This is a genomic window from Vibrio sp. SBT000027 (genome assembly GCF_963894355.1).
GTDB classification, from domain to species: Bacteria; Pseudomonadota; Gammaproteobacteria; order Enterobacterales; family Vibrionaceae; genus Vibrio; species Vibrio splendidus.
This window is the reverse complement of record NZ_CAWQGD010000001.1, coordinates 429,677-445,335: the sequence shown is the minus strand read 5'-3', so window position 1 is coordinate 445,335 and position 15,659 is coordinate 429,677. Positions and strand designations below refer to the sequence as shown.

The window sequence follows — 15,659 nt, the reverse complement described above, 5'->3', positions numbered from 1 at the left end:
CTTCAAAAGAAGACGGCTCATATTATTTACCTAAAGTAGGGATTATTTGCTACGAGATAGCACTGTTCCCTTTAGATACATCGGACCATGCTGTTGTAATCGCAACGCGAGATTTACTATCAAGGTTATCGATAAAGCCATTATCACCAGCCTGAGGCTCAAAAGCGCTCATAGCTTGAACTAATGCATCAACCGCATTATTGGACAACACAGTATCATCTTGGGATGTGCCTTGCTCTCCCATCGCCACAACAACTTGCGCACGGTTACCATTGAAGTAATCATTGAAAGTGACAGAACCAATGTGTTCAAACTTGGCTTGGTCAGTATCACTTTCAGGATCGCGCAGTATCGACAATTTAAGATCATAGCCACTACGTTCTAACCACAATTTCTGCCAGTCAATCCCATTGAAAACAATGTTGTCTTCGCTGCGAATGTCTTCAACGAGGTTGTCAATGACGTCACCACTTACAACAAAGCTATCTACGCCAGTGCCGCCCTTGAAGGTATTTTGGAATCCACCAAGTACCATCACGTCACTTCCTTCGCCACCATTGAGCTGGCTGAACTTAGAAAGCGCAGCAGCAATTAGGTGATCATCACCTTCGCCACCGTTGAGCACCGCGTTATAACCCATTAACTTAACAACATCATTGCCGCCACTAGCATTGATACGGTTGTAATTGCCAAAGACATTGGCGAAGTCATTACCAGCCCCCAACTCAACTTGGTTATTATTACCAATCGTAACTGAGTAGTCTTGGTCGCCGCCTGTATCAACACGGTTATAGTTACCAGATGTGACGACATAATCACGGCCAGTTCCAGTGTCAATTTCGCCACCTTCACCAAAGACAAACGACTCATCATCACCCGCGCCCAAGAACACGTGATTGATTCGTCCAGCAACGACGGCTGTATCATTGCCTTCGCCACCGAACATCATATTTTCACGTCCCATTAGCACACCCATATCATTGCCTTCACCGCCGGTAAAGATATTAGATGTTCCTGTCGCATAGTAGACATCATCACCTCTACCACCCCAGAAGTTATTGTTATCTCCTAGGTACGCGCCGAGATCTTTACCATCACCACCCCAGTTGAAGTTGTAATTGCCTAAAGAAACGTTGATGTCTCCATCACCTTGCAAGTGACCGCTATTACGAAGGAAATCAAATGTTTTCTCCTTCATATTCAGTAGATCAGCCGTCAGGTTTTCTTTTAAGTTTTCCACCAGCGACTTCATTTCTGTTTGCTTATTTTCACTGAAAATAGTCGCAAACAAATTAGGTAGATTTAGCGAATTAAAACCAAATGCACGATCTTCTTTAGCGGAGCTATCTGCCGTTATTGCATCGCCGTTATCCTGATCTCCAGCGACATTAGTGCCATTAACAGAAACGGATGAATTATCTTCTTCCTCTTCCGGTGCTTTTTCTTTCAAGCCGTGTGTTTCTGCGAACGTCTTAATGCCGTCAGCACCCATATTGACGCCCGACTCTAGGTTGTCTAGCAACTTAGCTGGGTCAACGAAGGCTTGTAATTGATCGCCACTAAACTCACCAACAACTTCCAGCATTTCTTTTAGGATTGCGACACCATCTACTGATTCGCCAGTACGAGACACAATATGCCCTGCAGCTGTGTAATCCACACCGAAGATATCACCTAGCGTCGTCTCTGCACCTACACCGGCAAGTTGGCCTAGAAGCTTGTTTTTTAACTGACGAGGAAGATCCTCGGGGCTGTAAGTAAACGTTGTTTTAGCTTGCCCCGTTGTGGAAAATTGTTGAGTCATAAGACCAAACAACGAACCCAAATTGGTATCAAGAATCGACTGAATATTATCACCGAACATAAAGTTCCAGTTACCCGTCGTCATTTGAATATCAGCACCTTGGCCACCAACAGCAAAGTTAAACGCTAGCTTCTCATTCGCTTGACGGAACTTATCTGCACGACTCATTTTACTTGAGTCAGAGTTATCATTTCCGCCTAACCACTGGTTGTATTGCTTGTTTAACGTCGCTTCAGCGTCATTTTTCAAGCCGCGGCTACTGCGTTCATTTTGAGAATCCAAGTCAACCAAGCTTGTGTAATCAACACTGCTACTCTGATCTAAGCCAGACATATCTTTAACGAACTTTTTAGCCCCAGATAATGTCCACTGCTGCTCTTGAGCAGCTAACCAATCTTGACCTTCACCTGAACTCGCTATGCTTTTTAACACACCAGAGATTCGAGAGGCGCCGTCAAACGGATTAACCAGAGGAGGCGTAGGAATTGATTTATCCATCATCACAATAAGATCGTTGCTTTGCCCCAAATTGAAGCTCACATTACGATTACCGATGAACATCTGTGCGCCTTCTAGAGCTTGATATCCGCCAATATCAAAGCTGTGTTTACTTTCCCCGTCACCAACGTGAACCATCACGTTGTTGTCACCAAAAGCGAGAGATTTAAAGCCACCAGTGCCGACTTTAATGCTAACGTTCGAAGTGCCCCAGTTAACTGCAGTAAACTCACCATCACCGACATTAACTTGGATATTGCCAGAATAACTGAGCTTGCTCTTACTGCTACCAGATGATGAGGACTCTGTATCATTCTTGCGTTTTTCTGGTGCATTGAACACATCACTGTTTTCAGCAATTGCGCCGCGAGCGGTCTCATCAACGTCGCTGGTACCTACGCGAGAAAGATCGATGTCTCCTTCTGCGATACCATTTCTTATACGTTCATGTTTTTCGGTCACTTCGCCTTGTTCATCCCAGCTAAGTGTCACTTTGTTGCTTTTCTCTTTTTGTACCCAATGACCATTTTCGTCATGGGTATGTTTACGACCATTCGAGTCAACAGCAACTTCTGAGCTACGGACAGAAACATCGCTACGGATATCGTTGTCACCCATCGATTGAATAAGAAGTCTTCCGAAGCCATTTTGTTTGTCATCACTGATTAACGAACAACCGACTACACTAATATAATCAGGGCTAGCCTTGACATTTTCAGCCTCACTAAACGCTTGATTGAACGCTGCTAGTTTCACGGCTAACTCATCTGCGCTGTAACCGCTTAGATGAGTATTATTGTTTTCAGATTCATCACGACCATGACCAACTAGTTGCCAACGTAATTGTCCAGTTGACTTGTCTTTAGGTAACTTAGACGGGTCACCGTAAACCACACGATAATTACCGTCTGAGTCTAGCTGAACAACCACGGTACTATCTGGATGTTTGCCTGCTAAATTTTCAGCTGCTTTGGAAACCGAAGAATCATTCTCCATTTGAATAATGATTTGACCGTCAAAACGCGTTTCACCACCGTCAGATTGAGGGGATACTATGAGGCGTTCCCAACTGTTAACGTCTTTGTTTTTAACCGTGTCATCCGAGCCATTTAAGCTTGCTCGGAAATCAATCTTAGGTTTGTTCGCCACATCATCGTAGACAGTACGTAAAGTCTTATCATCTTGTTCGATGACAAACTGATCCGAGGCACTCACTTTAAGTGCAGGCAACCCTAAACGATGGGTAATACCTGGAACAAAGCTTTCGATGCCTTTATGTGACTGCAAGTGCGCTTTCCCGTAGATAGCGACAAACTTTTCGCCATCAGGAAGAGCTTGCAATGCATCGACGGCAACGTTGTTCGCAGCACCAGCACGGTACATCAAGCCATGCTCTGTACCTTGAACTGTAGGTCGCGCTGTACTATTTGCATCTAGAGCAAGAATACGCATCCCGTTAGCACGGGCGTTTTCAAACAACGTAATATCTAAATGCTTAGTTTTGATCATTGCACTCAACTCACTAGACATAATGCCTGTGGACAAATAGTTGTCGATCAGTGGTTGGGAAAGGTCGGAACGAAGATGCTCTAAGCCGATGACTGTCACACCTTGCTTTTTGAGCGCGTCCATTTGTTCATTAACAAAGCGCAGACCATTCACATCGCTTCCATGAACTTCCCCAATTAAGAGGCCTTTGCGCTCATTGAGAAGTACTGACAATTGTTCTTCAACACCGCCGTTCGCACCCGCAAGCTTGTCGCTTAACTCATCATAACCAGCACCAGAATAACGGCGATCCCAATTGTCAACGTCGGTCTCATGACTGCTGCGATATATACCCTCAATGTGATCCATACGATCTGTCTCAAGCTGAGATATATAGCCTTGATCAGCGAATTTTTTCAGCAATATCATTTCAGCGGAATCACTGGTCGTTGAGTCAGACTTTTTAGCGGCTTCTTTCAAGAAGTAGAAAGCCATTTGTACCGACTCAACCCCCGTCAAATCCTGAAGCTCCTGATAGCTATAGCCAAGGTGAACGGTTTGTGTTGCCTCATCCAAAACAGCTTTACTAAGCAAGTCAGCAGACTGTGACTTTTCTAACCATAGTTTAAAGTCAGAATACTGTTCACCAAGCTCGATGTGATACTTCGCGTCAAAGCCCAAGTCACTCGGAGTTTCTCCTGCATAACCTTGTTTTGGCGATAAGTATGGGTCTTCATTAGCCCAGCGCACCATCATGTCCGTTAGGCCAACATGCTCGCCATTTGCTTCTTCCATAGCAACAACATAAATACGAGCGGCCACATCAGTTCGCGTCTGTGCAATAGCATCAATGCTCTCTTGGGTTACTTTCATCTTGCCACTGAACAGCGCCGTGCTTACTTGCTCTTTCAATGTCGTCAACGCAAGGTTACGTCCAGAGGTTGGATGTTCGGCCAAATAATTATTGATCTGCTTGTTCAGTTCAAAACTCGCCCCCACCTGATCTCGACCAATAGAACTATGCACTAATTCAACTTGATCCAAGATGGCTTGATAAGAAGCACCAATCGGTTTAGCAAAGACTTTACCGCCATCTTTCAACTCTTGCTTCGTCATAATGGTAGACAAATCAACGACTAATTTTGTCTTGTTTCCTAACGATTCAAGGTCCGTTACTTTTACTTCTGTTGACTTCTTAATTGGTGTTGCGTCAAAGACAGGTAAATCAAGAATTCCCTGCAATGTCGTCTTGTCACCTAATGTAGGCTTGTAAGTAGCTAACGTATTGCCGTCCATCACCACAACACGGTTGAAAATAGCTTCTCCAACATCATTTTTTGGTAGTCTGTAACGTTGAGCCATATCCAAATCAGACTTACCAAAGAAGCGAGTTAAATAAGTGCTAAACTTGTCTTTTGATGAAAACTCTACAACACCTGCATTCGGATCATAGAAACCGTAAACACGATTTTCTCCATCACCTTTTGCCCAAGCAGCCATTGCATGACCAGGAGCATCTAGCTCTAATAAGACAGGCTTGTTGTCAACTGAAACGTCTGTGATCTTTTCAATTACACCCGTAACCGTTAGAGCTTTCTTACCCTCAAGCTTCTCTTGCCATACTTTCATAGAAGTATCATGCATTGGGTTTTTAGTATGGATCGCTGCAAGGCTATCCATTAGCTTACTGGCGTTTGCCCTCTCCGTTTCCGAATAGAGCGTAGGGTTACTTAAGACTGCAGCTGTTGAATACATCTTTTCTAACAGCTTTCTCGCCACGCCAACCTGACCATCGCTTTCTAGCTGTTTAGCGACAAGTATCAGCTTAGATAGCGGATCACAACGGCCACCAAATCCATCGTTTGATAAATTCAATAACAACAATTGAGGAGCAAGTTGTTCACTGGCTTTAGCGTCAGTGACTCCTGAAGACGCCACGTCACGGAATAAGCGATTATGCTTCTCCGATTTAGCTTGGAACGTTGCCTTCAAACCTCGGCTTTCGACTTCCCAAGCAAGCGCACCTTTCTGTTCTGCACTCCAGTTACCTTCGACCAATAGGTCCACTAACTGCTTGATATTCATATCAGGTCTAAAACCTTCCACAATATCTTTCGCATGGTCAATTTTGTAACCATTCAAGAAATCTTTGGTAGTGCGAATGTCTTTTGATTTACCTGGCACCTTTGTGTCTGGTTTTAGTGCTTCACCGTAGCGAGAAAGGTCGTTTTTGATGCCTTTTAGTACGTCGCTTGCATCCGCTGATACGCGGTCTGCGTCAAACAAACCAGATACGATTTGCTCAGCGTATTGGCTCATCAAGCGATTACTCGCCTCGTGGCCATAGAAGGTTTGCTCACCGGTCACATTAAAGCCAGATACCGCTAGCTTGGCACGAAGCTTCTCACCTTCACCGCCTAAACCTTCATTATCAGTTAACAGCATGATCGGCGTATCTTTCGGTAAACCTTTCAAGTTTTTCTCTACGGAAAACTGGCCATTGACCGCTTTAGACAAAGCTCCAACAATTCCTGCCGGATTCGCCACTTCATGCGCAGTGATCGCTTTGGTCATGCTCGGCATTGGTCTATCCAATAACAAGCCCGAAACAGCTTGACCATTTTGAGCAGCGAAACGCGCGAGATCAGCCGCAATCGGACCGCCCATAGAGTACCCGTGAATAATAATGTTACTTGGGTCTATACCCTTATCATTCACGAGATACTTGAACATAGTACGGGCATCTTGATAGAGACCTTTTTCACTCGGCCCACCGTCGCTTTCGCCATAACCACGCATGTTAACAGCCAACATATCAATATTTTGCTTGTGATAATGACTGCGAATTGCGCTCGCTTGTTCTTCTGAGGATGAACCAGAACCGTGTAGGAACAGCACTACTTTACCGTTCCCAACACTCTCTTCGCCTTCAGATGCTTTAGCCCCCTTATGGAAGTATCCTGACAAACGACCAGCTTCACCTTTCAGAGTCACTTTTTGAGACTCGCCTTTTTCGACAGCAAACCCTAGCAATGTTTCGGTGATATCATCAACCTTACGACGAGCATCTTTAGTTCCGAACAACTCATTGTTTAGGAATCGAGTTAACGGGCTAAGAGACTCTTTGTCGCGCGGTGGCGTACCATCATTTTCAATCGCTACGTTTTCTTTGTTCCGTTCTGAAATAGGTTTACGCTTACCACCAAGAGCTTCTAACTCGTTTGATGCGGAGTTTGCGTGCTCTTTGTAGAACTCAAGAGTTTTACCCAAGGCGTTGTCCAACGCATCACGCACTGTGCCCTTCGAGCTATCATCAACTAGATCTATCAGATCCTGATAATTAGCGGTATAGCTTTCCAGTACAGCTTTGCGATCATCTCCCGTTTCCTGAAGAGCCTTGTACACAGCAAGACTCTCGTTGACTGAGTGACCGCCGTCAAAGACTAGGAAAGACAATGTATTCAGATACGCTTGATCAACAGAGAATCCTGGATTCTTACTCGCAATATATTGGTTCAAGTGGGTCATGATATTGGTTGAACCCGACGCGCCCGTCACTACCGAGAGACCATTATTCAACGCATTGCTTTCAAAGGTTGTCTTTTTGCCCGGGTTAAGAATTCGACCATCCGCAACACTACGACCTTCTTTAAAGTCATCGTAAGTATCGCCCTTCGGCTGGTAATGAAGCGCTGTACCATAATCACTGGTTTTCTTTTCAATAAGGTTAACTTGGTTTTCACCATCAACCCCTGATGAGATTACTGTATTGGTTGAGCGAGCTTTGGTGATCACATTTTGATAAAAACGATCGCCTTCAGCTTTCCACGGAGCCATTTCCATCCCCAAGCCAGGGGTAATTGCCATTTTTACAGCAAGGAAAGGAACTTTAATCACTCCGAAACCATCATCAACCTGTGTCATCATGGTCTTGAAGTTGGCATGGCTCGGTGTATCTAAGAATTGAGTTAAGGTAGGTACTCGGCTAAACCATGGTCGCTCATCTTGAGCTATCGCTTGGGCAAATTCTTCCATTTTTGTCTGGATTCGCTCAGCTCTCAGGGCGTCATCCGCCGCGTCCGGTAACAGGCTATGCATCCACTCGTCGAAATCATTAACTAAGCTATTCCCGATTTGAGCTGAAGTATTAATCGCTTTATCTGTCGGTGTTTTTACCAACTCATGAGCTATTTCAGAATCAAAACGGCGTCCAAACAAGTTATCAAAGTACTGACCTATTTCTTTTTCTTTCTTTGCATCAAAAAGCAACTTGCTTGCCAAAACTTGAAGTTTAGGGTGCGCAGCAAGCTTGTCATTAGCTTCCGTAAACAGCTTAACGGCGCTGTCTTGAGTCACATTACCGCTCATCCATAGCGTCTTAGCTTGATCTGCTAACTTGTTTATTTCACTCGTAGAGGTTTCTGTACTCTCTACCTGACCTAATTTATAAATAAACTCAACAATACTCTCACTTTCAGTTTTTGCCGTTTCTCTGTCCGATGTTGAATTCGTCAGAGTCGGAGAAACCACTTCAAGAGACTTTAAGCTATTAATTTGGGCATCAGCTAGAGGTTCAACTAAACCAATTACACGGCCAACACCATCAAACACGACCTTAGACTCAAACGCTTCGACAGATTTTGGATCGATTGCAATACCAAAGATACCTGCATCCTTCGAACGGTTTTTCTGAATATGGCTTTGCAACGACACAATTTCAAACTGAAGTGTCTTAACCATCTCACCGCGTTGAGCAAATTCTTTCGGATTATTTTGCTGCCATTGTTCAACAGCTAGCTCTAATACAGCAAGGTTACTTTCAGATGGAATACGCTGAATTGACTGAATGTGACTTCTTACAGCTTTCAGCTCTTTGCTAGGTAAATCAGTTGAAAGTTTGCCAAGATGTCTCTTAGTCGAGTCGACAAATCTCACATCGTCAGGACCAAGTAATGAGAATTTAAAACCGTCTACGTTTTTCGTTATCGAAGCTGAAACATCAGCCGTTTCGCCCAACCCGTAAAGATTAACCCCTGAAATACGGATCTCTTTTCGAGCCACATCCTGAGAGTGCGTAGTCGGCAGCACAATGCTATCGGCATTGCTCTCAGTGAACAGAGAAGTGACTGAGCTTCCGGTATTTTTAGAACGAATGCCTGCGTTGATTTGTAGTCGATTTACGGCTTGTACCGCACCGTCTAACGCTTCTTGTTCTTGGTCGGTTAATCCTTCACTGAATCGACCGTCGGCACTCTGTGGATTTACCGTGTCGACATCGCTACTGGTTGTCTCTTCACTTTGAGTAAAGTGACTTTCATTAGATAAGCCGCTGCCAGAGGCACCTTGACGATCAGGACGGTCACTTTCATTTTGCTTAGAACCTTTCGCGTCCGCTTGTGCTTGATTTGCTTTATTTTCAGCATTTCTTGCATCACTATTACCACGTTCTTCAGCGTCTCTAGCTGAATTATTGGCATTCGATTCAGCTTGTTTAGCTTCATTGGTTTTCGTGGTCGCTTCTGCTTTACGTGCATCAGCATCGGCTTTAGCGTCCGCAATATCTTGCTCTGCACTAGAACGATTATCTTCGCCTTTCGCAACGCCTGCTTCTGATTTAGCCACCGAATCGTTGACGTTCTTTTGGTTGTCTTTATGAGCCTGTTTCGCATCGGCGATCTGCTCACCAGACACATCTTTGGCATTGTCTAATTGGGTTTGTACATCCTTTAGAAGACCACCAGCAAAACGATCGCGCCAATGATCACCAGACACTCCCGTATACTCAGCTTTGTTGTCAAGTACATCAAGGCCTTGAGCCATTGCCGTTAAATCTTTAGTTACCGCTTCAGACTCTTCGTTCACAGCGTCGCGCTGCGCTTGACCATTACTCTCTAATGCTTCTTGATCGGTTGATTCTAATTGAGCCTGAGAACCTGATACAGCTTCAAGTTGTTTCTGCTTTTCTTGCTCTAAACGCTGGCGATCGGCTTCCGCTCGTTCTTTGTCAGACATTGCATTTTTTGCAGCTTGATTTTGTTCCGCATTATCGGCAACAGCATTAGCTTGGTGTGACGTTTCAGATTTCGCCACCACATTATCTAAAACATAGCCCAACCCATCATTATGGCCTGTGCCTTTGAATTCTATTCGGTTGCTGCCAGAATTTGCAGTCAACTTAAGTGTTTTTTGTTGCCAAGCTGCTTCATCGCCAGAGGTTGAGAATACAACATCACCGTTCCAGAGAACCTCTATGCCTTCATTGCTTGAAATGCCTGCACGCTTCGCAAAATCAAAGCTAACCGCAATGACTTCACCTTCCGCTAAATCCGTTAAATCTTGAGAAAGACTTGTATTAGTATAAGTATCTAGCTCTGTTACACGTGAGCCATGGCCTTCGCCACTTACGCCATAAGCGCTACTTGAATATGATGCTTCTACGCCATGAGTAGATTCCCAACCGTCGCCACCTTGTTCAAAATCGCCGTTAACGATCAGGTTAGGCGCTTGCGTTTGATCTGAAGACTCTTCGATGTTGAGTTCATTTTCCATGCTGCTGAGATCAGGCGTTTCAACGTTAGTCACGCTTCCACTTAGCCCGTCTCCTAGTTCGGAACCTACTTCTTCGATTTCATCCAGAGCGAAACCATCAAGTTTCGTGATTTCAGGCGTTGAAATAGCACCTCGCCCTTTCTGAATTCCTGATGACGAAGCTTCATCACCTTGAACTAGGTAATTAATCGCTTGGCTGCCACCCACTCCAAGAAGAGTTTGTTTAATATTATCAAACAGTGCGGAAAGCTTATTGCTGCTCGTGTTACTTGACGCGACGGCTAGGCTATAGAAATCACCGTTACCCACTTTGATAGCAACGTTATTTCTGGCATAAGAAGCGTTAATCCCTAAGCCATCACCTACGTGAATATTCACGTTTGCTTTGCCTTTCATCACCGCAACATTTAGACCGTCACCCACTTTGGTGTTGACGTTATATTTGCCCCATGCAACGTTAACTGAAATACCGTCACCAATTTTGGTGTTGATATTCGCATCACCATAGGCCGCCGTTACACTCAGGCCATTACCCACGGTTGTCGTAATGTTAGCTTTACCTTTCGCCGCCGTGACCTGCATACCATCACCGACTTTAGTGACAATATTGCCCTTGCTCCAAAGTGCGTTGAAGCTATCTCCGTCACCCACTTGAGTAATGATGTTCGCTTCACCTTTCGCTAAAACAACATTACGGCCATCACCCACTTTCGTAATGATATTCGCTTTGCCCCAAGCCCCCGTGTAATCATCGCCATTACCGACGTGAGTAATGACATTCGCCTTACCTTGAACCACAGAAACTTCTTGGCCATCACCTACTTTGGTAATGATGTTCGCTTCACCTTTGGCGAAGTTGTATCGATCACCGTCACCGACGTGAGTGAAGATATTTGCTTGTCCCCAGGCCACGTTAACGCCTAATCCATCGCCCACTTTTGTGATGATGTTAGCTTTACCTTTCGCCAAACCAATAGTCGTACCATCACCCACATGGGTCATGACATTACCCACTTTTGATATCAGTAAACCAACGGTGGTTCCTTCACCAACTTTGGTTAAGATATTACCTTTACCCGCCAACACAGCTGCGGTTGTTGCATCACCAACATGGGTCACTACGTTTGCTTTCGCAGCTGCGACAACACCCATGAAGTCATCACCGACTTTCGTTATGATATTCGCTTCACCAAGGGCTAGTACGCCAGTAAGACCATCTCCTACGTGAGTCATAATGTTTGCTTTACCAAACATCGCGGCTAAGGTTGTTCCATTACCCACTTTCGTCATCACGTTTAGTTCGCCAGCAAATAAACCTAAGCTTGTGCCATCACCAACGTGAGTATAGATATTCGCTTTACCGATCATTAATGCAGCAGTTAGGTCATTACCCACTTTAGTCATGATATTGGCTTGGCCAAGCATTGCAGCAAACGTGCTGCCGTTACCCACCTGAGTGAATATATTTGCGTTACCTACCATCGCGGCTATCGAAGTACCATTGCCCACTTTGGTTGCAATATTACCTTTCGCCACCATTAATGCGACTGTTGTACCGTCACCAATATGCGTAAAGACATTGGCTTCCGCGACCATAAGCGCTAATGCATCACCATGACCAACCTTGGTAAATACATTGCCTAGGCCACCCATTAGCGCCCACGCGTTGCCTTCACCAACGTGAGTGAAGATATTGCCTACGCCGATCATAGCTGCTATTGAAGTGCCGTCGCCTACTTTGGTGAAGATATTACCCGCAGCACCCATTACGCCAATTGTTTGGCCATCGCCGACATGAGTCAGTACGTTACCAATACCCAACATAATGCCAGTGGTATCACCATCGCCCACCTTGGTTAGAATGTTCGCCCCACCAACCATGACGCCAGTTGTCGAGCCATCACCAACATGTGTAAGTACGTTAGCGCCTCCTCCCATAACGGCAAGCGCATTGCCATTGCCTTTTTTGGTTAGGATATTTGCACCACCAAGTGCGACTGCGGTCGTATTTGAGGCCGTATCATCACCGCTAATATGAGTAATGATATTGGCACCACCAAGCATACCTGCCGTGAGGTCACCGTCACCCACTTTAGTCATGACATTCGCGCCACCGACAAGTACAGATGCGATGTCACCCTTACCAACCTGTGTCATGACATTAAAGCCACCGACCGCTAACCACAGCCCGTTGCCAGAACCAATTTGGGTGTGCGTGTTGTAGCCGCCTAGCATAGTCAAACGACTATTACCGTTACCTTTGTGAACTGAAATATTGCCATAAGCAAGTAAGTGAGCTAAATATTCGCCATCACCAATACGAACCAATACATTGACCGCACCGCCTGCATAGACATCCATTTTGCCTTGCTTGCTCTGATGGACTAATACGTTAGCCAAGCCAGCACCACGGAAAGTGAGATCGCCTTCATCGCCACTTTTAACAATAACGTTAGCCGCGCCACCACCAATAAATTCAGTATCACCAAACTTAGAGCTGTGAAGGATAACGTTGGCAATCCCTCCACCATTAAAATGAACATCACCGCGGGTAACATTGGATTTGATGACGTTACCACCACCAACACCATTAAAACGCACATCTCCTGAGCTTTCACCGGTATCTGTAGCAGGTTTGATCAATGCTTGTTCATTGTACTCGTCAATATCTGCGACCGTTTCGCTAGTACTTCTTACCGCATTTACACTGTACTGAAGATCACTCAGCGAATATCCACCTCGACCCATTGAGTGATAACCATTTGCTGACGAAATATCCTCATTGGCCAAATTTCCGGTGTAATTACCTTCTTTGTACCAAGAACGGGCCTGGTACTTTAACTCGCCAGTTTCTGAATCATTCGCTAATTCAACCACCACAATTTTTGTATAAGGGCCAAGCACTTTCGCATATACATACGTGTTTGATTTGCGATTTGACTTAACACCTTTAACATCAACTGTTGTGCCATTTGTAGAAATAGCATGGCCACCCATTTTTGCATCGGCCAAAACAACATCTTCAGCATCGATTAAGGCACCGTTTGCGTATGTAACCCATTCATATTCAGTCAGGTCTTTCTCAATAGCATGAATCGTAAACACTTGTTGATGTTCGAGTTCGATATTAGATAGGGTGTAGCCGCCATTGATTGGATTTGACTCAAATCCACCTGAACCAGAAACATCGGATCGAGCAAGGCTAGTTAAATGATTTCCACGCTTATACCAAGCTTCTGAGTAGTACTTAAGATTTCCAGTTTCCGAGTCATTATAGAGACGAATTTTATTAATTTTGGTGTAAGTACCATCAGCGATAGCAAACAAGTAAGTATTTGCCTCTCGTTCTGATTTTATTGCCTTAACAGAATGGAACTTATTCCCATTACCAATCGATAACCCATGCATTTGTGCAGTAGTCAGAACGATCTCATCGGCATTGGCATTGGCTAACCCTTCGTCTTTGAAATCGTTACCAGACCCTTTACGGGTAATCTTGTTGTAAGCCCCGCCTCCAGAGAAATGGATATCACCGTGTGCCACATCAGAATAGATACTGTTGTATCCGCCAACACCTTCAAAGCGAATGTTGCCACGTGTTTCCACATAGACATCATCCGATTGTCGCGTACGTTCAATACGGTTTGATGCGCCCGCACCCTGCAATGTTATATCACCGACTTTACCTTTTCGAACGAGATGGTTATCGGCACCAGCACCACGGAAAGTGATATTACCCGTTTCTACTCGTGAGCTAATACTGTTAGCAGCGCCAACACCATCAAACGTCACATTACCGCGAGAGCCTTGGTATTGATTGAACCAAGTTCGATCAAGTTTGTTACCGGCCCCAGCTCCAGTAAAGGATAAATTACCTTGGTTTGTTTCATGCCAAAGGCTGTTATAGCCACCAGCACCACCAAATGTCACATTACCACTTAGGCCTTTACGGGTTATCCCATTATATGCAGCAACACCGCCATAGTTTACGTCACCGCGATTACCTAGATGATCAATAGAAACTCCGCCAGCAGCGCCAGCGAATGAAACGTTTCCATCGCCACTTTTGTTAATGTCCGCGTACCCGGCAGCACCTTTTACATTTAGGGTGCCAACAGAGTCTTCTACTCTTAGATATGCCGCACCACCTACTACCGTATCATTTCCGCTACCCGTATAAACCGTCGCCCCAATAGAACCGACAGTGACGTGATCATCACCTCCACGAGCATGTATTTCGCCGCCAAAACCGATAGCAACAATGTTGTTGTTACCTTCATCGGCGGAATAATTCCCTGTAAAGAAGTATTCAACACTTCTCCAAAATGGTTTTCCCATAAAAAAAACTCTAAATTTGGGTTAAATAGAAAACCACTGTACTTTTCTGATACAGCGATCATTTTGAACATCGACCTTGCCGCGGACAGTGCAAACTTTCTGCCCCTTCCACGGAAGGAATACACGGCGTCGAAGGTCATTTACGACCTCTCGACCATGCCCGAATGGCGCTATCATCTCTGGAATATAAATATGCTGACCGGACCTCCAGTCAGATAAAGAGATTTCTCGATTCCCTGATAGCAGTGCATCTCGACTCTGCTCAGACAAAAACGCCCAATTACAAAATGCAATTGGGCGACCTTGTTCATCTTCGTAATAGCAAAACTGGTTTAGCTCAAACGCCGGCATAATGCGCTGCTGCCATTCAGCAACAACGTATCTGCTGTGGAGAGGAGAATGCTGACTTAACAACATCACCCCACCAATTAAATTTTTAATTTGAGCTAAGGTAAGATTTGCTGATTGATGTGTAATAGACATAGGCTCTATATCACCGAATACAGCTATTATTTAGCTTTAGAAGCTCTCTTCTTTGGCGCAGGTTTTTCTTCTGTCTGCACTTCTTCAGTCTGCTCAACATTAGGCTCGTCTGAAGGTAAAAAACCTGCTGCAACTAGCTTGTCAAATTCTGCCGACATGCGAGGATCTTCGAGCATATTTTTAACCATTGAGACCATATACATAAAACCAGAAGCTGGCATATGAACGACTTGTTTAAGTTCGAGGTCACCATCATTTTCAGCCATTACGCCGCTAGCCATATTGTTTTGATCTTGACCTACGAAATAAAGAGAGAAAACACCTTTATTGTAATTAACACTAGATACTGTTTGAACAAACTTTTCTGTCATAAATTAAACCCGATTAATTATATACAACGGCTTGATTAGCCATGGAAACAACTATTATTAAAATAGAAAAACACAAAATAAGAATTAATTGCGTTTTATAAATTAATTTTACACCTCAAAAAAACTTG

At 44.5% G+C, this 15,659-nt stretch carries 3 protein-coding genes; all 3 read right to left on the bottom strand.

Annotated features, from left to right (window positions below):
• Nucleotides 1-49 precede the first annotated feature (49 nt).
• From rtxA to rtxH, 3 genes are read right to left on the bottom strand one after another with little or no spacing between them, the layout of a single operon-like run.
• On the bottom strand, nt 50-14,677 hold the full coding sequence (rtxA, locus tag AACU28_RS01875; protein WP_121602227.1) for an MARTX multifunctional-autoprocessing repeats-in-toxin holotoxin RtxA: 14,628 nt from the start codon (nt 14,675-14,677) through the stop codon (nt 50-52).
• 21 nt (nt 14,678-14,698) lie between these two features.
• Nucleotides 14,699-15,160 (bottom strand): RTX toxin-activating lysine-acyltransferase RtxC, encoded by a 462-nt coding sequence (rtxC, locus tag AACU28_RS01870; protein WP_017078533.1) that lies wholly within the window; start codon nt 15,158-15,160, stop codon nt 14,699-14,701.
• A gap of 26 nt (nt 15,161-15,186) precedes the next feature.
• Nucleotides 15,187-15,531 (bottom strand): protein RtxH, encoded by a 345-nt coding sequence (gene rtxH / locus AACU28_RS01865; protein ID WP_004732223.1) that lies wholly within the window; start codon nt 15,529-15,531, stop codon nt 15,187-15,189.
• Between the last annotated feature and the right edge of the window lie 128 nt (nt 15,532-15,659).